This is a genomic window from uncultured Lamprocystis sp. (genome assembly GCF_903933125.1).
Lineage (GTDB): Bacteria > Pseudomonadota > Gammaproteobacteria > Chromatiales > Chromatiaceae > Thiodictyon.
The window spans coordinates 1-17,440 of the sequence record NZ_CAIZIZ010000420.1 but is presented as its reverse complement, the minus strand read 5'-3'; the positions used below and the strand labels follow the sequence as shown (position 1 = coordinate 17,440).

Annotated in this window: 20 protein-coding genes; 9 read left to right on the top strand and 11 right to left on the bottom strand. The window is 65.2% G+C overall.

The annotated features are described in order from the left end of the window. Positions 1–277: 277 nt before the first annotated feature. The 3 genes from QZY03_RS22345 to QZY03_RS22335 all read left to right on the top strand — a co-directional run bounded on the left by QZY03_RS22345 (position 278) and on the right by QZY03_RS22335 (position 1,968). Positions 278–772 (top strand): hypothetical protein, encoded by a 495-nt coding sequence (locus QZY03_RS22345; RefSeq protein ID WP_295584703.1) that lies wholly within the window; start codon positions 278–280, stop codon positions 770–772. A 158-nt stretch (positions 773–930) separates the two neighbouring features. Continuing rightward, positions 931–1,074 (top strand): hypothetical protein, encoded by a 144-nt coding sequence (locus QZY03_RS22340; protein WP_295584702.1) that lies wholly within the window; start codon positions 931–933, stop codon positions 1,072–1,074. A gap of 12 nt (positions 1,075–1,086) precedes the next feature. Then, positions 1,087–1,968: a 5-bromo-4-chloroindolyl phosphate hydrolysis family protein gene (locus QZY03_RS22335; RefSeq protein ID WP_295584701.1), complete on the top strand. Its 882-nt coding sequence runs from the start codon at positions 1,087–1,089 to the stop codon at positions 1,966–1,968. 6 nt (positions 1,969–1,974) lie between these two features. Here the strand turns inward: QZY03_RS22335 and mdoH are convergent, their stop codons facing one another. Next, positions 1,975–3,774 carry a glucans biosynthesis glucosyltransferase MdoH gene (mdoH, locus tag QZY03_RS22330; protein ID WP_295584700.1) on the bottom strand — a complete coding sequence of 600 codons (1,800 nt, stop codon included), beginning with the start codon at positions 3,772–3,774 and terminating at the stop codon, positions 1,975–1,977. Positions 3,775–4,003: 229 nt separating this feature from the next. Between mdoH and QZY03_RS22325 the strand changes: the two genes are divergently transcribed. Then, positions 4,004–5,002 carry a RibD family protein gene (locus QZY03_RS22325; protein ID WP_295584698.1) on the top strand — a complete coding sequence of 333 codons (999 nt, stop codon included), beginning with the start codon at positions 4,004–4,006 and terminating at the stop codon, positions 5,000–5,002. Positions 5,003–5,218: 216 nt separating this feature from the next. Here QZY03_RS22325 and QZY03_RS22320 read toward each other — a convergent pair whose 3' ends face one another. The 6 genes from QZY03_RS22320 to QZY03_RS22295 form a co-directional block, all read right to left on the bottom strand. Further along, complete coding sequence (locus QZY03_RS22320; RefSeq protein WP_295584697.1) at positions 5,219–6,130, bottom strand: class I SAM-dependent methyltransferase; 912 nt, start codon at positions 6,128–6,130, stop codon at positions 5,219–5,221. Beyond that, positions 6,123–7,184, bottom strand: coding sequence for a glycosyltransferase family 4 protein (locus tag QZY03_RS22315; protein WP_295584695.1), 1,062 nt, complete (start codon positions 7,182–7,184; stop codon positions 6,123–6,125). Before QZY03_RS22315 ends, QZY03_RS22320 begins: the two co-directional genes overlap by 8 nt. Before the next feature lie 9 nt (positions 7,185–7,193). Then, positions 7,194–7,592 (bottom strand): 6-carboxytetrahydropterin synthase, encoded by a 399-nt coding sequence (locus tag QZY03_RS22310; protein ID WP_295584694.1) that lies wholly within the window; start codon positions 7,590–7,592, stop codon positions 7,194–7,196. Between the two features lie 11 nt (positions 7,593–7,603). After that, positions 7,604–8,578, bottom strand: a complete 975-nt coding sequence (locus tag QZY03_RS22305; RefSeq protein WP_295584693.1) for a zinc-binding alcohol dehydrogenase — start codon at positions 8,576–8,578, stop codon at positions 7,604–7,606. A 15-nt stretch (positions 8,579–8,593) separates the two neighbouring features. After that, entirely contained in the window at positions 8,594–8,992 is a 399-nt protein-coding gene (locus QZY03_RS22300; protein ID WP_295584692.1) for a thioesterase family protein, read from the bottom strand. A gap of 303 nt (positions 8,993–9,295) precedes the next feature. Next, on the bottom strand, positions 9,296–10,807 hold the full coding sequence (locus tag QZY03_RS22295) for a helicase HerA-like domain-containing protein (RefSeq protein ID WP_295584691.1): 1,512 nt from the start codon (positions 10,805–10,807) through the stop codon (positions 9,296–9,298). A 231-nt stretch (positions 10,808–11,038) separates the two neighbouring features. Here QZY03_RS22295 and QZY03_RS22290 point away from each other — a divergent pair, with 231 nt between their 5' ends. Next, positions 11,039–11,182 carry a DUF1778 domain-containing protein gene (locus tag QZY03_RS22290; RefSeq protein WP_295584689.1) on the top strand — a complete coding sequence of 48 codons (144 nt, stop codon included), beginning with the start codon at positions 11,039–11,041 and terminating at the stop codon, positions 11,180–11,182. Between the two features lie 62 nt (positions 11,183–11,244). Then, positions 11,245–11,685, top strand: coding sequence for a DUF29 domain-containing protein (locus tag QZY03_RS22285; protein ID WP_295584688.1), 441 nt, complete (start codon positions 11,245–11,247; stop codon positions 11,683–11,685). Between the two features lie 271 nt (positions 11,686–11,956). On the opposite strand, the gene QZY03_RS22280 is transcribed toward QZY03_RS22285, so the two are convergent. Continuing rightward, positions 11,957–12,079: a hypothetical protein gene (locus QZY03_RS22280; protein ID WP_295584687.1), complete on the bottom strand. Its 123-nt coding sequence runs from the start codon at positions 12,077–12,079 to the stop codon at positions 11,957–11,959. Between the two features lie 579 nt (positions 12,080–12,658). On the opposite strand from QZY03_RS22280, the gene QZY03_RS22275 reads away from it, so the two are divergent. Then, positions 12,659–12,949, top strand: coding sequence for a nucleotidyltransferase family protein (locus QZY03_RS22275; protein WP_295584686.1), 291 nt, complete (start codon positions 12,659–12,661; stop codon positions 12,947–12,949). A gap of 43 nt (positions 12,950–12,992) precedes the next feature. Then, positions 12,993–13,313 (top strand): DUF86 domain-containing protein, encoded by a 321-nt coding sequence (locus QZY03_RS22270; RefSeq protein WP_295584704.1) that lies wholly within the window; start codon positions 12,993–12,995, stop codon positions 13,311–13,313. Positions 13,314–13,422: 109 nt separating this feature from the next. Here QZY03_RS22270 and QZY03_RS22265 read toward each other — a convergent pair whose 3' ends face one another. The 3 genes from QZY03_RS22265 to QZY03_RS22255 all read right to left on the bottom strand — a co-directional run bounded on the left by QZY03_RS22265 (position 13,423) and on the right by QZY03_RS22255 (position 16,328). Then, entirely contained in the window at positions 13,423–14,733 is a 1,311-nt protein-coding gene (locus tag QZY03_RS22265; protein WP_295584685.1) for a radical SAM protein, read from the bottom strand. Positions 14,734–14,985: 252 nt separating this feature from the next. Next, on the bottom strand, positions 14,986–16,026 hold the full coding sequence (locus QZY03_RS22260; RefSeq protein ID WP_295584683.1) for a helix-turn-helix transcriptional regulator: 1,041 nt from the start codon (positions 16,024–16,026) through the stop codon (positions 14,986–14,988). Positions 16,027–16,055: 29 nt separating this feature from the next. Next, positions 16,056–16,328, bottom strand: coding sequence for a hypothetical protein (locus tag QZY03_RS22255; protein ID WP_295584682.1), 273 nt, complete (start codon positions 16,326–16,328; stop codon positions 16,056–16,058). A gap of 655 nt (positions 16,329–16,983) precedes the next feature. Here QZY03_RS22255 and QZY03_RS22250 point away from each other — a divergent pair. Further along, complete coding sequence (locus QZY03_RS22250) at positions 16,984–17,148, top strand: hypothetical protein (RefSeq protein ID WP_295584681.1); 165 nt, start codon at positions 16,984–16,986, stop codon at positions 17,146–17,148. Positions 17,149–17,440 lie beyond the last annotated feature (292 nt).

The window sequence follows — 17,440 nt, the reverse complement described above, 5'->3', positions numbered from 1 at the left end:
GTGTTACCGCAGCGTTCGCGGGCACCGTGGTACCGCATCGCGGCGGGACGCCGCTCCCACGGGGGACTTTCATCTTCCGGGGTGGCGTGATGCTCCTTCCATGGCCGTTAGCCGGTCTGGCGTACAGGCGCCACTGACTTTCTTTAAGATCTCGGGAACCGCCACCGGCTAAAGCCTCGACCTCCAGTTGCGGACAGACCGTTGCTGGCCGGAACGATGATCAAGGCCCATTTATCACGGTGCCACCCGGTTTATCGGTCTACATCGGCAGGATGAATTGCGTCTGAGCGAGGCGCAACAGGACATCTACCGGCGCCAGGAGCCGCACGCGCTGTTTCCGGAATATTATCTGATTAAAGTCAATCAGTTCGATGACGTGGCCCGTGACTCACTGGACCAGTGGATCTATTTCCTCAAGCACGAGGAAGTGCCTGAAGGCTTCTCCGCGCGGGGACTGCAAGAGGCCAAGGAGCAATTGGATATTCTCAAACTTCCGGAGGCTGAGCGGCGGGCCTACGCGCGTTATCAGGACGATTTGCACCAGCAGGCCAGCATGGTGGAATCCTCCTATGGTTGGGGGATGCATCAGGGGCGGAAACTAGGTCGGGAAGAGGGTCGGGAGGAAGGTCGGGAGGAAGGTCAACTGCAGGAACGCAGGCGTATTGCGCAAAGTCTGCTCGACTTGATTGCCGATGACCAGTTGCTGGCGGAGAAGACTGGTTTGAGCGTCGGGGAGGTGCGCGGGTTGCGGGAGGAGCGTCAGCGCGGCTGATTTCCATCGCAGATATCACAGGAATTAGGAGCGATAGCGTTCGCACCTGATATCCAGACAGACCTTCGTGTAGGGGCGGGTTTGAAACCCGCCCCTACGTCCGGTTATCACGTCCGAAGGCTATATGAATTCAACCATCACCCCTGAGTGCCTTACCCATGCCTGAGCGTCTGCGCACGCTGATCGGCATCCTGCTGATTCTCGCCGCCGCCGGTGTCGCCTCCGGGCAGGCGCTGCTGGTCTCCTGCTCCATCCCCGCCGCGGCCGGCAGCGTGCAGCGCGCCGTCGCCGCGCCCGGTTGACGGAGTAACGCCATGCCGCGCCTGCTGTTGCTGATTGCTGTCTTCCTGGTTGCCGCCGCCGGCTTGCTGTTGCTGTGGCGGCACGTGATGCGCCGCGACGCCGGACCGGACGCCGTGTCGCCCTCACCCCTCGCGGGGCTGCTGCTGTTTCTGGTGCCGCTCCCGGTTGCGGCGGCGGCCGTCGTGGCACTCGCTCGCGGACAGCTCTGGCCCTTGCTCGGCGACACGCTTGGCTATGGCCTGTTTCTGGGCGGCGCATTACTGGTGCGGCGCGGACTCCTGTTTCCTGGGGGCGCGGCCGGCGTGCGTCGGCCCTTCAAGCTGCTAGGCAGCGTGCTCATCGGCCTTGCCACGGGTGTGACCGCCTGGCTCGGGGTCGGTCACCATCCGGTCATTGCCGCCGCCTTTGCGCTCGTCGCCCTGCTCGGCTGCTACCTCACCTACGGCTTCGACTGGCACCCCCGAGGATCCAATGGCCCCGCGCTGAGCAAACCGACACGCGCCGCCCTGGCGCAGGCGCAGCAGACCATCACCGCGATTGAGCAGGCGGGCCGCGATATCCGTCAGCCCGAACTCGGCGCCCGGCTGCGGCGCATCATCGGGCTCGCGCGCGCCATCTTGAACCGACTGGAGGACGATCCGCGCGACCTGCGCCGCGCCCGCAAGTTTCTCAACGTCTACCTCGACGGAGTTCAGCGCGTCGTTGCGGGCTATGCGAAGACGCACCAGCACATCAGTGTGCCTGAAATCGACGCGCACTTTCTCCGCGCACTGATCACGGTCGAAGAGGTCTTTCGGGAGCAACAGCAGGCCCTGCTGGCAAGCGATCTGGATGAACTCGACGTCCACCTCGAGGTCTTGACCCAGCAGTTGCAGCGCGAAGGCATCATTTAAGGCAATCTACTCGACCGCTTCAGCGGCAGGCGCGGCGATTCGGGGATCGGGGCCGTTGCGGATCGCCGCCAGCGCCGGCAGGTCCAGTGAGCGCAGCAGCGGGCCGGGCGCGGTCTCTTCCGGAATCCGCCAGAGTCCCAGCCGGGTCAGGGCGAGGCCGAGCCGCGGGGAGGCACTGACTACCGCGAGCGGCACCGCGAGCAAGGCTCCCAGGAAAAAGGGGGACAACCAGAAGGCCGCGGCGCCCGCCGTGGTTCCCAGCCAGACCAAGGCGGCCAGTCCCACCAGCGTTTGGGGCCAGAGTCGGCCCAGCGCCTCGGCCCAGCCGACTTGATGACCGCCGCGCTGCTGCGGGTCCCAGCCCAGGGTGCGGCCGGCCAGGAGGCCGCCGATGAACAGGGTGTGGGCGATGGCCATCACCGGGGCCAGCAAGGTGAAGAACAGGATTTCGGCCACTGTGCTTGCGAGCACCCGCCCGACCCCGCCGAAGGCGCGGCGTGCGTCGGCGGTCAGCAGCAGGTCGGTCAGCGCGGTGAGCTTGGGCGCGAAGACCATGAGCATGAGCAGGGTGAAGAGCATGAGCCCCAGCGCCGGGTCCACCAGTGCCCCGGGGTTCGCGGCCAGGCCCGGACGCACGGCGAGGATGGCCATCAGGGCGACCCAGGCGGGTGACGCCAGGAACATCAGGATGGCCAGCACCAGTTGCACCCGGCTGACCGGACGTAGCCCCGGCAGGTTGAGCAGCCTGAGATACTGCATATTGCCTTGGCACCAGCGCAGGTCGCGGCGGATGAATTGCAGCAGGGTCGGTGGGTTCTCTTCCCAACTGCCGCCCTCCGTCGGCAGCACCTGCACCGCGTACCCGGCGCGGCGCATCAGCACCGCCTCCACCTGGTCGTGACTCAACACCCAGCCCCCCAGCGGTGGGCGGCCCGGCAGCCGCGGCAGTCCGCAGTGCTCCCGAAAGGGTGTGACTCGCAGCAGTGCGTTATGGCCCCAATAGGGTCCGCAATCGCCTTGCCACCAGGCGCTGCCTAGGGTGTAGGAGCGCATGCCCAGCCGCATCCCGAACTGGAAGGCGCGGGCGAAGGCGCTCGCGGTGGGCAGGCCGACGACGAGACTCTGCAGGATGCCCAGGCGCGGGTTTGCCTGCATGATCCGCACCAGGCGCAGGATGGCGCGTGCTTCCATCAGGCTGTCGGCGTCCAGGACCAGGGCGAGGTCCAGGTCCCGGCCCTGATCCGCCAGAAAGGACTGGATGTTGCCCGCCTTATAACCCGGGTTTCGGTCCCGGCGGCGGTAGCCGATCGCCAGGCGGTCGGCCCAGTCGCGTTGCAACCGTTCGACGCCCGCCGCCTCCGCCGCGAGACAGTCGGGCCGATCCGAATCGCTAAGGATCCAGACCTGAAAGCGTGCGCTGTGGCCGGATGCCGCGAGGCCAGCAATCATCCGGTCCAGGTTGCGGGCGACCGTCGTCACCGACTCGTTGCGGATACAGCTCAGGAGTGCGGTGTTCAGGGTGATGGGCAGATCCTGATCACCGCCATTCAGTCCGGATCGGAGTGCGTACCGACCCCGCATCAGGATCAGCCCGATGACCGCGTTCCAGAACCCGATGACGGTCCAGGGCAGGGTGAGCATGAAGCACAGGGTCAAGGCCCAGTCCCAGGGGTCGAAGCCGTTGCCCGCCAGGGCCGCGACCATCAGGGCGGCCATCCCGACCACCGTGACGATCACGAGCAGGGCGAAGGCCCAGCGGCGCGGGCGGTAGTCGATCGGTGTGATCGGCGGTGGTGCGGCAGGCATACAGGGCCTCGGTGGGGCAGGTGGTCGCGTGGCGCCGGCATCTTGCCGGCGATCCGAGTAAATTTGGGGAGAATCACGAATAGCCAAGTCGCGAGCACTGCGCTCGCGTCGTTATTCCCACGCCGCGTAGCCCGCGGGGTCCGGTCGAGATCCCGCGGGTTCGCCCCAATGATTAAATCTTTCGCGGCAGTAATCCGGCAACACGGGTTCCGTCCCGGTTCAATCGGTGATGGATCAAACCTTGATGGTACGAGGCGACACACTTGAGCACCTGGTTCCATCCCCGGCGGAGGCGCGCGCCTGGCAGGTGATCCGTGCGCTTGCGGGGTACGCGCGCCGCACCGCGACGGACCCGCCGCAAGGGCACGGGTCGCGGCCCGGCGGCGCGGCGGCTGGCACGCCGCTCGCGATGCGTTTCGCAGACACCGCGGGTCGCCGGTGGACCTGGCGTCCGGATCAGGGCTGGGTCGCGGAGCCTCCGGCCGCGGACCCGGTCGAACGCGATCTGCTCGACCTCTACCTGCCCTTGTGCGTCCCGGTTGTGGACGGCTGTCGCATGACAGCGCACCTGGGACAGAGCCTGGATGGCTACATCGCGACCGCCAACGGCGACTCCTGCTTCGTGACCGGCCCGGACAACATTCGCCATCTGCATCGGATGCGCGCGCTCAGCGACGGCGTCTTGGTTGGGACCGAGACCGCCGCCCGCGACGATCCGCGACTTACCACCCGGCTGGTGCCCGGCGCGAACCCGGTCCGGATCATTTTAGACCGGCAGCGCCGGCTCGGATCTCACCTGCGGGTTTTTAACGACGGGGCTGCCGCGACCTTGCTGTGCTGCGACCGCGCGTACGTCACCGCGGGCCGCGACCGTCAGGGCCAGGCACGGGTCATCGGTCTCCCGATCCATGATGGCCGTCTGGATCTGATTGCCCTGGCGGAGACGCTGGCTGAACTGGGCTTGCGGCGAATCTTTGTCGAAGGTGGCGGGGCCACGGTCTCGGCCTTCCTGACGGCCGGGCTGCTGGACCGGCTGCAGATTGCCGTCGCCCCCCTGCTCATCGGGACCGGCCGGCCCGGACTGCGCATCCCCGCCCCCGAGCGTCTCGCCGATGCGCGGCGGCCGGCCGCCCGGCTCTTCCGCATGGGCGCGGACCTGCTGTATGACCTGGACCTGAGGCGCGGGAGCACCGCGGCTCCGCTCACGCCGGTGACGCGCATCCTGTGATTAGGTGATTGCCGTGAAATGATCGACCGACGTGTAGGGGCGACTTTAGTCGCCCCGACAGCCCCCTGCGGATCATGCTGCACCCAAACAACAGACTGGAGGTCGAGGTTTCAGCCGAACGCGGCGGCGCCGCCCGCTAAAGCGTCGACCTCCGGTCGCGTCGGCCCGGTCACCGGAGGTTGAGCCCGCGTGGTACGAAGTTCTTGGGACATCGCCTTAAGGCGGCAGGAGCAGGGCGTCCTGGTGCCCGACCGTGATCTGCGAGTCGCCGGTGCCGATCCACCCCAGACGGGTGTCGCGCCAATCGGCGATGACCGCGGTACGCTCGGCCGCCTGGTCCGGGCTAAGCTCAGCCGCGGACTGTTCGGTCGCGGCGGCGGCCCAGCCAGCCACCAGGGCTTCCTGGAGCGCGGTCTGCTCCCTGGTCAGCAGCCAGTCGCTGTCAGTCATTTCCACCGTGAATCCCAGGGTGCGTGCCAGGTACGCGAGCCGGGCCGACGCGCTGGGTCCCAGCGCGGATCCCAGGCTCTTGTCACGGCGCTGGTGCGCGTTCACCAAGCCGATGACCGGGCCGTCGACTCGGTGACGGGGCTCCAGCCCCACCCGGCCGTCGTAGGTCAGGGCCAGCAGCAGCGGCGAACCGGCCGCCGCGGCGGCCCGCAGCAGGCCGAGCAGCCAGGATTCGGAGACCAGGTCGAGCAGGGCCGCAGCAGTCACCAGGGTCCCGGCCTTGAGGTTCAGGCCGGCGGTGCTCTGGGCGAGGTCGTACGCGCGTGGTGCGATGTCCCAGCGGAAACCATCCCCGTTGATGCGCAGCCCGGCCGCTTCCGCAGTCGCCTCCAGGCCGCGTTCGCGCGCCCAGGCGGCGGTCCGGTGCGGCAGCGCGGCGAGCAACGCGGGGTCCCGGTCCAGACAGGTCCAGGCCTGACGGCCGTGCAGGCGCGGTGCCAGCCAGCGCAGGTTCGAACCGGTGCCGCAGCCCAGGTCCAGGATGTTCAGGGAAGCGTCCGGTGCGGGCGTCGGGCGGGCTGCAAGCCACCCGGCGAGCTGCTCCGCCAAGTGGACACAACGCGCTTGGACATCCGCCGACTCACGCAGGGCGAGCCAGGTCGGGCTGAAGTCAGACATCACAGAGTTCCTCGATGGAGCGGGCGAAGGCGGCCGCCGCCGTCTGCCAGGTCGGCAAGCCCAGGCCAGCCGCGCGGGAGCCGGCGGCCAGGCGGTGACGGAGCTTTGGTTCCTCCAGCAGGCGGGCGAGTGCGGCCGTCAGCGCGGCCGGGTCGTCCGGCGCGACCAGCAGTCCGGCCGTGGACGGGACAGTCGCGGGCACGGCGCCGGCGCGGGTGGCGAGGATCGGCAGGCCGTGCGCCAGCGCCTCGGCGCAGGCCATGCCATAGCCCTCGAAGCGGGTGGCCAGGACGAACAGGTCCGCGCCATCATAGCAGCGGGCCAGTGCCGCCTCGTCCAGGACGCCGACAAAGGCGACGCGCCCGGCCAGGTCCAGAGTGTCACACAATGCGGTCAACCGGGCGGCGTAGGCGGGATCGCGCGCGGGGCTGCCGACACAGGTCAGCCGCCAGTCGCGACCGCGCAGGGGCGCGAGCGCCTGGAGCAACAGGTCGTGCCCCTTGCGCTGGGTGAGGGCGGCGACACACAGCAGTTGCAGGGGTCCGCCCGCCGAGCCCCGCGCGGCCGGGGCCGGGTCCGTGCCCGGCTCCACCACCCGGATGCGCGAGCGCGGCACCTGATAGTCTCCCAGCAGGTCAGCGGTCGCGGCGCTGGTGACCACCACCCCGCGCGCGGCGGCGAGCGCGCGGGTTTCCGATTGGTGCAAGGCGGCGACCCGCTCCGGCGCGAGCCCGCTCTCGGCGGCCAGGGGGTGATGGATCAGGGCGATCAGCCGCAGACGCCCGCCGTGGGCCGCGGCCGCGGCGGGCAGGGCGCCGAAGGCGAGGCCGTCGACCACCACCGCTGAGGCGTCGGGGAGTGCGGCCAGGGTGCGCGCCGCGGCGGTCAGCGCGCTCGTGCTCGGGTCGGGGAAACTCGCATCCAGGCGGCCAACCTCCACCAGCCACCCCAAGTCATGCAAACCGGCGATGATCCGCCGGTCATACCGGTAGCCGCCGGTGGGCGTATCCATGGCGCCGGGGACCAGGAACCAGAGTGGCGGGCGGCGGGTCATCAAGATCGGCTAGAGTTCCGCTTCGTAAGCGGCCCAGGCGAGGTGCGATTCGTGCAGCACCACGCGCAGGGCGGTGATGCCGCGCGCCGCTTCGCCCAGTTCACCGGCGGCGATCCGGGCGGCCATGCCGTCGAACACCTGACGGGCCAGGAATTCGGTGGTGGTGTTCTGCGCGCGCAGGGCCGGGTGGTCGTCGAGGTTCCGGTAGTCGAACTCGGCCAGCACGCCGCGTAAAGCCTGTCCGGCGAGCCCAATGTCGACCACCAAGTTGTCCGCGTCCAGCGCGGGGCGGCGAAACTCCAGATCCACTACATAGGTGGCTCCATGAAGCCGCTGTGCGGGTCCGAACACCTCGCCGCGGAAGCTGTGGGCGATCATCATATGGTCGCGGACGCAGAGGCTGTACATCACTCATCTCCTCAGGGGTACCGGATGCGGTGCATTAGGGTGTCGCCCGGCCCCAAGGCCAGGCGTGCCTGGACCGCGGGCAGGTCGGTGAAGGGATCTTCGCCGGTGATCAGCCGATCGAGGACCGGGTCGTCCAGCAGCGACAGCGCGAGTGCCAGGCGGCGGCGGTGGTCCCAGCGCGCCCGCTGAGCTGCCGCGATGCTCCCCACCTGCGACGAGCGCAGGTTGAGCCGCCGCTGGTGGAATCCCTGGCCCAGGGGCAGCGTCACGGTGCGGGTGCCGTACCAACTCAGTTCCAGTACCGTGGACTCGAAGCCCGCGATGCGCAGGGCCTCGATCAGTCCGGCGGGCGACCCGCTGGCGTGGATCACCAGGTCCGCGTCCGCACCCTGCGTCCCCGGTGCCGCGAACGCCAGGCCCAGCGCGGCAGCGATCTCCGCCCGGCCGGGGTTGGTGTCGATTAGCGTCACCGCGCAGCCGGGCAGGCGCCCGGCAAGCCAGGCGCACAGGCAGCCCAGGGTACCGCCGCCGATGACCGCGATCCGATCTCCGATGCGGGGCGCGGCGTCCCAGAGTCCGTTGACCGCGGTCTCCAGCAGGGCGGCGAGCACGGCGCGCCCTGGCGGAACCGCGGCGGGCAGCGGGTGAACCGCGGTCGCCGGGACCCGATAGCGGGTCTGATGCGGATAGAGACAGAAGACGACCCGGCCCGGCAGGGGCGCCGGCCCCGCCTCGACCAACCCGACGCTGCAATAACCGTACTTGACCGGCCAGGGGAAGTCGCCCGCCTGGAAAGGGGCGCGCATGGTCGCGTACTCGCTCGTCGGAACCTCGCCGCGCCAGACCAGCGACTCGGTGCCGCGGCTGATGCCGCTGTAGAGCGCGCGGACCAGGCAGTCGCCCGAGTGCGGGTCGCTCAGCGGTTCGGGGCGCAGTTCGCCCTGTCCGGCACCGGTGACCCAGAAGGCAAGGGCTGATTCGCTCACGCGCGCGACGCGCCGCTAGGCCAGCAGCGCATCCATTTCAGGCGGAATTTGGGGCCGGCCGCGGGCGTTGAGCGCGGTGCCGATGACCCGTGCCGACATCACCGGCTTTTCGTCCGGGAGGCGGAAGATGTCCTGCAGGAAGGCGAAGCGCAGCTTCGACTCACGGACCAGGTTGAGCCCAACCAGGAAGCGGTCTCCGCTGGTCAGCGAGGATTTGTAGTCGAGCTCCGCCCGCACCACGACCAGGTTGATCCCATTTCTGGTGTACTCGGCGAAGTCGATGCCGACCTCCTTGAGATAGAGATGCCGGACGTGCTCCAGATAGTTCTGGTAGACCCCATTGTTGACGATTCCTTGCATGTCGCATTCGTAGTCGCGAACATCCAGTTCGCATGAAAAGGCGTAGGTTTCCATGGTGGAGATCTCCAGTTGCGACGGTGCCCTAGTTTACCGCGAAAGCCGGCGTGCGCTGCTGGCGCCAGGAATTCCAAATTTTGGTGGCCGCCGCCGGCGGCGAGGCTGATGGTGGATGCGCTGCGCTTATCCACCCTACAAACGCCGGCTCCGTCGTAATCAGTCGTAATCGTAGGGTGGATAAGGCGCGCCGCTCGGTGTCAGGGAACCGGCACGGCGGTCGCGCGCGCCGCATCCACCAGGGGTGGTGCAATGCCCCCAGTTTTGGAATTGCTGCGCTGGCGCACGATAACCGCCGCCCGCTCAGCGCTTGCCGCCGGTCTTGGTCCCGAAGAGTGAGCCCATGACGCCGCGCATCAACTGGCGGCCGATCTGGGTTCCCAGTGAGCGGGCGGCGCTGCTCGCAAAGGCTTCGAGCGGGCTCTGCCGGCTGCTCGAACCGCTGCCCTTGGCCTTGCTGGTGCCGCCGCTCCCGCCGAACAGATCCCCCCAGCCGGAGGCCGCGGGGGTCGCGGCGGCAGTGGCCGCCCCGTTGGCCCGCTGCTCCAGCATCTCATAGGCCGAGACCCGGTCGATGGTCACGTCATAGACCCCTTTGACCAGTGACTGGTCCATGACCGCCCGGCGTTCATTGGCGTCCACCGGGCCGAGCCGGCTCCCCGGCGGGGCGACCGTGACCCGCTGCACGATCCCCGGAATGCCTTGTTCGTCGAGGGTAGACACCAGGGCTTCGCCGACGCCGAGCGCGGTGATCACGGTCGCGGTGTCCAAATCCGGATTCTGCCGGAAGGTTTCCGCCGCCACCCGCACCGCCTTCTGATCGCGCGGGGTGAAGGCGCGCAGAGCATGCTGGACCCGGTTGCCGAGCTGGCCCAAAACGGTGTCTGGAACATCGAGCGGGCTCTGGGTGACGAAATAGACCCCCACGCCCTTGGAGCGGATCAGCCGCACCACCTGTTCGATCTTGTTGAGCAGGACCTTGGGCGCATCGTTGAAGAGCAGGTGCGCCTCGTCGAAGAAAAAGACCATCTTCGGCTTGTCCGCGTCGCCGACCTCCGGCAGCGTCTCGAACAACTCGGCGAGCAGCCACAGCAAGAAGGTCGAGTAGAGCGCCGGGGTATGGATGAGCGTCTCGGCGGCCAGGATGTTCACATAGCCGTGCCCGTGCTCATCGGTCTGCATCAGGTCGGCCAGGGTCAGCGCGGGCTCGCCGAACAGTACCTGCGCCCCCTGCTGCTCCAGGGCCAGCAGACGCCGCAGGATGGCCCCGACGCTGGCCTTGGAGACATTGCCGTAACGGGTCTGGAGTGTTTCGGCCTGCTCGGCGACATGGGAGAGCAGGGCGCGCAGGTCCTTGAGATCCAGCAGCAGCCAGCCGTTCTCGTCCGCCACCTGGAAGACGATGTTGAGCACGCCCTCCTGGACATCGTTCAGCTCCAGCAGCCGGCCCAATAACATGGGACCCAACTCGCTGATGGTGGTGCGCACCGGGTGTCCGAGCTTGCCCTGGATGTCCCAGAACATCACCGGGTTGGCGGCATAGTCGAAGCCTTCCGTTTGTTCCAGGTCCAGTTCCGCGACCCGCTCGGCCACCCTCTTGTTGCCGCCGCCGGGCTGGCTGATCCCGGCCAGGTCGCCCTTCACGTCGGCCATGAAGACCGGCACCCCGGCGCGGCTGAACTGCTCGGCCAGGCGTTGCAGGGTCACGGTCTTGCCGGTGCCGGTCGCCCCGGCCACCAGACCGTGGCGGTTGGCCATGCGCAAAGAAATGGCGACCGGCACTTGGCCTTTGCCGACGAGGATGGATGAGGTCATGGGGCGCTCCGGAAGGGCTGGCGTCAGTTAGCGTCAGTGTATACCGGGCGGGCCGTCAAATTGAACCGGAACGCCCTACCGGTCCGGCGCATAGTTCCGGTCGAAGATCCCGCCGTCCGCAACGGTGACGCCGACGCGTCGTGGGTCTGATGCACGCGGTTCACTGTCGGCGGTCGCGGTGGCAACGTCATGACGCGACTGCTAGTATCAAGACAAATCGGAGCCCACCCCATGCCAGCCGTCCTAGAACCACCCAGCAAGCGCCAGACCCTCAACTTGCGCATCAAGACCGAGGAGCGAGACCTGATCGACCGCGCCGCCCGTGCCAGCGGTAAGAATTGCACCGCGTTCATCTTGGCCAGATTGGTGACCTAAAAAGACGCGTCACTCAACCCGCCGTCGATCAGATTAACGAACACTCTCAACAAATGCGCGCTATGAACAGTTACGACAACGACGTGATCGCTTGGGCCAACGAACAGGCTCAACTGCTCCGGGCCGGGTGTTTCCACGCGCTGGACATCGAACATATCGCCGATGAGATAGAAGACGTGGGCAAAAGCGAACAACGCGAACTTGAAAGCCGAATGGCCGTGCTCCTCGGCCATTTACTCAAGTGGTGGCTTCAGCCGGAACGGCGCGGGAATAGCTGGCGAAACACGATCGGCGAACAGCGCAAACGCCTTGCTAGACGCATCCAGAAAACCCCGAGCCTTAAGTCCGACTTGCAAGACGCGGAATGGTGGCCCGCTATATGGGCCGATGCGCTGGAGATCGCGACTAAGGAAACAGGATTGTGGTACAACGCGTTTCCCGAGTCTTGCCCCTGGACGTTCGATCAAATCATGAATCCGGAGTTTTTACCGACGGAACTCTAGCTTTTGGAGTCCGTCCATGGCGGATACCGCAACTCTCAACGGCGCATACTTTGATTCAGTGTACCTTCTCAATCACTCATGGTACGGCGGCGGCCAGGGCACGTTCACGAACGATATCCGGTTCAGGGTCTCAACGGCGGCGCGCTGGGTGAAGATGGCATCGAAACGGGTCGCCAAGACCTGCGCCTGCGCCTGCGCCTGCGCCTGCGCTGGCTTGCGCTGGTAGGCCTTCAGGTCGGCGTACAGATCCCAGACTCTCCGCGCGGACCCGCTACTGGTCCTCGCGCTGGCGTTCGTTGAGCGGAATCAGGCTATGGACCAGCCGCTCGGCATGAACCCAGCACAGCGCGTGCAGCAGGATCCCGAACTGCCCGGCGCCGTCGCTGACGATCACTAGGTCGAGGGAGAAGCCTTTGTCGAGCTGAATCGTCTCCGCCTTGGGGGTTCCGGGGATTTACCTATCTCCCCGCTGGTTACTGATACCGAATTGAGTAAACTGTCCCCGGAATTCGGCCCAACGAACGGCTGCGCAAGACCAGGCGGACCGCGCCGCCCTGGGCGAAATGACGATCGGTGCACCACCGGAGCCGCTGACGGAAGGACACGATTGCACCGACTTCGCCTGCGGCAGGTGGTTGTGCTCGCCCGCCTGGCCGTCGACCGTTCCCATCAGGGATCGGGTCTCTGGGGCGCACCCTCATGCAGGACGCCGGCCGGCGGGTCGTGAACGCCGCGGACGCCATCTGCCAATCGTCGAACGTCGGGTCGTCGGCAAAGCTCCCGAAGGGGCCGCGGCAGCACATCCTGGTGAGCGTCCCCGGCCTGGTCTCGGGCGCGGATTAAGCGAAATGATGCCGGTTTTGCGTGCTAAACTGAAGGCGCCTTTGACATTTGATCGATTGCGTCCTCGTTAATGCCATCGCACGGAGCGGATCGAGCCGTAAGACCGTCGTTTCGCCCAGGAGACGGAGAAATGATACCCAGCCGAACTTTACAGCTCCTCACCGAGCACAAAGGGCTGTTAACCCGGCGCTTCGGCGTTACCTCGCTCGCCTTGTTCGGGTCCAGGCTCCGGGGCGACGCGCGGGAGGATAGCGATATTGATATCCTGGTTGCCTTCGATGGACCGGCCACCTCGGAGCGATTCTTCGGAGTCCAGTTCTATCTTGAAGACATCTTAGGTCATCCCGTCGATCTGGTCACGGAGAAGGCTCTGCGCGCCGAGCTACGACCACACATCGAGCGGGAAGCGGTCCGTGTCTGAGCCTGGCCATGGTCCCCGTGAATGGGCCTTCTATCTGGACGACATGATCGGCTTTACCGAGAGGGTGTTGCACTACACCTCCAGTCTCGACCAGGACGGATTCTTGAGCAATGGTCTGATCTACGATGCCGCCCTGCGCAACCTGGAGCTGATCGGCGAGGCGGCGACCCATATCCCCGAGTCGGTGCGGACTGCCAACCCGCAGATACCCTGGCGGCTCATCATCGCCACACGAAATCGCCTGATCCACGGCTATCTCGGAATCGATGACGACACCCTTTGGAGCATCATCCAGGGCGACGTGCCCGCCCTGCTGCCGCTGCTTCGCGAGCTTCGCGCGCGGTTCGGTTCGCCGTCAGCATGATGGCCGTAGGGCGGAACGCCGCTAGCGGTGCCGCCATGACCGCTGCGTCGCGGCGAATCGCCCTTCGGGCATTCGCCCTGCGCAGACTGTATCCAAGAGTCGCTGATGGCTAACTGGTCGCGATGGCAGTCGAGTGCGGCTCGACGCGTTCTGAACGCACGGGTGGCCTTATTGAGGATCGCATCGCTTCCTGGGCCATCCTCCGCATTTCCTCCCAGTCCCGCCGCGAGAAGGTCGAACTGCCGGTGACGAAGGCAATTCCGAACTCGTCGATGACCTCCTCCACAATGGCGTACCTCTCGCGTTCGCGGGAGAGTCGCGTACCGCGGTGAAGCATGAGGGGGAAGCATCGAACGGTCGGTACGCCGTGGCGCCGCAGGAACTCTAAGGACTCGGCAAAGGACTCCACGGTCTGCAGCGGGAGACCGTAGATCATAGACACCTCGAACGATTGATCTCGACGCTGCAATGCTTCGAGCGCCCTAGCCACGGCGTCGTAGTCGTTGCGTCGATTCACCGCCTCGGACTCCGCGGCGACGGCGGTCTGCAGCCCGAACTCCATGTGGAAGTCGAGGCCCGCGGCCAGGTCCATGAACTCCGTCCCCCAGGGAGCACGCACGAGGTTTTCCAGGCGGACCTGGGCCGTGACCCTGGACTGAAGCCCGACCTCCCGCATTCTACGGAGTACGGACAGGCAGCGCCGCGTTCCGTTGAACTCGGGATCGAGGATGTTCACCTTTTTGACTCCGCGGGCTGCGAAGAGCTCAATTTCGCCATAGACGCGTTCTTGGGGGACAGGAAGGATTTGGCCTGCGCGCGTGCCCCCGTAGCTGCAGAAGCTACAGCGCCAGCGGCAGCCACGTTGGGTTTCCATTCGCACCATCGTCGTCCCGTGCGGCACATCGATGACACCGGTGAGGTAAGGGGAAACAAGGTCCTCCATGGAGACACCATCGGTGAGCAGGCGCTCAGGTGGTCGTTCGAGGAGCGCCCGGATGAGCGCGCGCTCACCCGGTCCTTCCACGATCCAGCGTGCTGCTGGGTACAAATCGGAGGTCACGACATCTGGAGTGACCTGATACCCGCCAACCAGATAGTCGCCGGCGAACCCGCGATTACGAAGTTCATCCATCAGTGGAGCCACAACTCGCTCGGACCAGGCATACGCGGCTACCGCGATGAGATCAAGCGACTTAAGTACTGACCTCTCCGCGAGTTGCTGGGCGATGAGGTACGCGTCCAGCGGAGCACTCCCGATTTGAAATGCATGGTTCGCTACCTCGAATTCGCGTCCGAATCCAGGTTGCTTCCGGGCAAAGGCGAGGAGGCTTCCCACTGCGAGCGACGGAGTCGGGTCCTCTTGGCGAGAAATCTCGAACGAGACGACTAGCGCTCGTCTCGGTGGCGAAGATCGTTTCAATATTTCCTCCTGACGTTTTCCGGGCTCCCAAAACTGTCAGGGCGCCCAGCGCTTGGGGCCGGGTAGCCGTATTCGCTAGGATTTCGCGAGATCTGGGTAAACCGCGCGAAAATCCCCTCAGCGATACCCCTCTCCCCCTGACCACCAGCCCTTAGACCCGGAAACCCCAGTTCAACAGCTAACCCATACATAGCTTTTTTCAATACCGCGATCCAAGCTATGCAGGCACTGGGTTTGATGCCTGGCGCCGAGCTAGATCTCTAGTTGTGGCAGCGAGTCCGCGATCTTCTCTTCGTCAGGCTGATTCATTGAAGGAATGGGGGTCTCGTCGAGCTCGTCCGCCTCGTCGAAAGCTTTGCGAATGTCCTCGCTATCTTTCGCCAAAATCTTGTCGAGTTTGGCGGACAGCCAGTCCTCGTACGCTCGCTCTTCCAATTGCCGCTTTTGCGCGAGCGCTTCACGCAGATCGATCCGCCCGTTCGCGAGCATGCGGACAATCTCGTTCTCCCGCTTACTTTCGCCCCTGATCCCCACTAATTCTCGAAGAAATTTTCCTCCTATCCCGTAGTCCACTGTGAAATAAGACCGTGGGTCTATCCGCACCAATTCCGTCGACAACCCGTCCGCAAGCCGCGCCAGGTAGTTTGCGTAGGGATTGAGGTTGTCGTCCGGGATTTGGTTATAGTCTTCGGGTTCACCCCAGAATTTTAGATGCCCGAAGACCTCGCGCTTTTCGATGGAATCGCGTTCTATCTGCAAAGCTTCTTCCAAATAGGTACCGCGTCTCCGCCGGAGCGCACTCTTTAGGTGCCGCGCCAGCGCTTGGGTGGTCTCCTCGGTTTCTTGCAGCCGCTGCTCGATCTCGTCTGCCCGTGCCTGGCGCTCCATCAGACTGCGCTGCGCTGTGATGAGGAACAGGAGAGGGGCAAGCTCGATGATCTCTTGACGACTCACGCCATAGATCAGACTCACGAGCTCAAGATTCGTCTTCGTTTCAGCGGAGACCCGGATGTTGAGTTGCGTCGCAAAAGGCTCGTCCTGCTGGGGAGCGGGCTCGTCAACTTCTTCCGCTTTTCGCTGTCGGAGCGGACTCGTCAACTCCTCCCACCGGACGCCAAGCGCCTCACTGAGCCGGTCACGCGATGTCTTGCGCAAGTTGAGTGACTTGCCGTGCTCCCAGCGGCTGATCTGCTCTTTGCTACAGCCACTTTCTTCGGCCAGATTTTGCTGCGTCCAGTTCTTGCGCTCGCGCAGCGCGGTGAGCTTTTCAGGATTCAATAGTGCTATTTTCATCGGAGGCTCCCTTCTGGGTTGTGTCCTGCTCAGGTGTTATGGATGCGCTTGTAGCGGTGTCCTAGGGTCACGATCCGGTCATCGGCGATCACCGCGTAAGCATCGAGCAGTTCGGATAGTCGATCGACGACCTGCTTGCCGAACGCCTTCCGCAGATCGCGGCGGCTCTTCTTGTCGAAGTACAGGATCTCCGCGCCACGCCCGGCGGTCTCGGACGCGCCGAACTTGATCAGCCAGTCGATGATGAGCGGCGAGATTCCCCTTTGTTTCTGGCGGTCTGCGGCGTGCTTCGCTAGTTCCATGGTGCGTCTCCGACAGTGTTGAGTTTGATATAGCCTTCCTACCTGATAAGTACATCAATACAATTATTTATAAAAAATCAGAAAATAACGAAAAAAACTTTTATAAACAGTAACTTAATATAATTGTGTCTTATAAATTATTCTGTTGAAGTACTCATCCGGACAGACCATTGGTATAGGGGCGGGTTTGAAACCCGCCCGTACGTCCGGTTATCACGTCCGATGGCTGTAGACTATCGTAGCCGTCATTTCATGGTGCGTCAAGATGCGCGTTTGGCGTAATGTTGTTTTAAAAACGCATTTTATCCTAGCTAAAAGATTTTTATGGCCTTAGCCAGGCCGAGGACGCTGGGCGAGCCGCTGAGCGGCTGCGGCGGGCGGTCTGAGGGGGTCTGGGGCGCCAGTGAGGGCAGGTGCGAGGCTGGCGGGGTTGAACGGGCGCGGCGAGTACCCGCCCGGTGCGATCGGGAACATCCACCGCCGTTCGTCGTGGTATTGGCCAGTGGGAGAGTTTGCCAAGAAATGCGTCGATTTAACTCGAACTCCGGTGCGAGTTTCGCCATGGCGTCCCAGTCCGGCGCGGTGCGAGCAGGTCGTCACAGGCGGGCGGTCCGCGGGCCGGGGCGATGCGCAGGGGTTCAGCCGGTGCGCCAAAGTGCGTCAGGATGCGCGCGACTGGTTCAGCGACAGTGACGAAGGCGATCAGGCGCAGTTGCCCACCGCGCTGCTGCGGGCAGCGCAAACCGAGTTCCGGGGACAAACCGAGTTCCGGGGACCGAGTTCCGGGGACAGTGCGGCCTGGCAAGGCCGCGTGTTCTAGCGGGTGAGAGTCCCGCCTGGGTCATCGTGAGCCGCGAGCCCAGTATCGAGCCTTGCGGCGTAGCCGGTAACGGACGCGTCGATGCGTAGGCACGAAAGCAGGCGAGGTGCAAAGGTAACGGGTGATGCCGACCCTGAAGGTGTTGAGCCCCGAAAGTATTGGTTGGTGAGTGCCGACGGTTTTGTCCCGCCGGTAGGCAACAACCGGCGCTACGCAATGGCGAGCGGCGCCGGTACTCCCCGGGGTCCGAGGCCGTGTCGAGCCTGACATGGAGAACACGCGGTAACCAGGG

Excerpts from the sequence above, each read along its gene's own strand:
- QZY03_RS22320 (WP_295584697.1), bottom strand. The coding sequence starts at position 6,130 with ATGTCTGACTTCAGCCCGACCTGGCTCGCCCTGCGTGAGTCGGCGGAT.
- QZY03_RS22285 (WP_295584688.1), top strand. The coding sequence starts at position 11,245 with ATGAACAGTTACGACAACGACGTGATCGCTTGGGCCAACGAACAGGCT.
- QZY03_RS22310 (WP_295584694.1), bottom strand. The coding sequence starts at position 7,592 with ATGTACAGCCTCTGCGTCCGCGACCATATGATGATCGCCCACAGCTTC.
- QZY03_RS22255 (WP_295584682.1), bottom strand. The coding sequence starts at position 16,328 with ATGGAACTAGCGAAGCACGCCGCAGACCGCCAGAAACAAAGGGGAATC.
- QZY03_RS22290 (WP_295584689.1), top strand. The coding sequence starts at position 11,039 with ATGCCAGCCGTCCTAGAACCACCCAGCAAGCGCCAGACCCTCAACTTG.
- QZY03_RS22340 (WP_295584702.1), top strand. The coding sequence starts at position 931 with ATGCCTGAGCGTCTGCGCACGCTGATCGGCATCCTGCTGATTCTCGCC.
- mdoH (WP_295584700.1), bottom strand. The coding sequence starts at position 3,774 with ATGCCTGCCGCACCACCGCCGATCACACCGATCGACTACCGCCCGCGC.
- QZY03_RS22325 (WP_295584698.1), top strand. The coding sequence starts at position 4,004 with ATGGATCAAACCTTGATGGTACGAGGCGACACACTTGAGCACCTGGTT.
- QZY03_RS22295 (WP_295584691.1), bottom strand. The coding sequence starts at position 10,807 with ATGACCTCATCCATCCTCGTCGGCAAAGGCCAAGTGCCGGTCGCCATT.
- QZY03_RS22335 (WP_295584701.1), top strand. The coding sequence starts at position 1,087 with ATGCCGCGCCTGCTGTTGCTGATTGCTGTCTTCCTGGTTGCCGCCGCC.
- QZY03_RS22315 (WP_295584695.1), bottom strand. The coding sequence starts at position 7,184 with ATGACCCGCCGCCCGCCACTCTGGTTCCTGGTCCCCGGCGCCATGGAT.
- QZY03_RS22275 (WP_295584686.1), top strand. The coding sequence starts at position 12,659 with ATGATACCCAGCCGAACTTTACAGCTCCTCACCGAGCACAAAGGGCTG.
- QZY03_RS22300 (WP_295584692.1), bottom strand. The coding sequence starts at position 8,992 with ATGGAAACCTACGCCTTTTCATGCGAACTGGATGTTCGCGACTACGAA.
- QZY03_RS22260 (WP_295584683.1), bottom strand. The coding sequence starts at position 16,026 with ATGAAAATAGCACTATTGAATCCTGAAAAGCTCACCGCGCTGCGCGAG.
- QZY03_RS22270 (WP_295584704.1), top strand. The coding sequence starts at position 12,993 with ATGATCGGCTTTACCGAGAGGGTGTTGCACTACACCTCCAGTCTCGAC.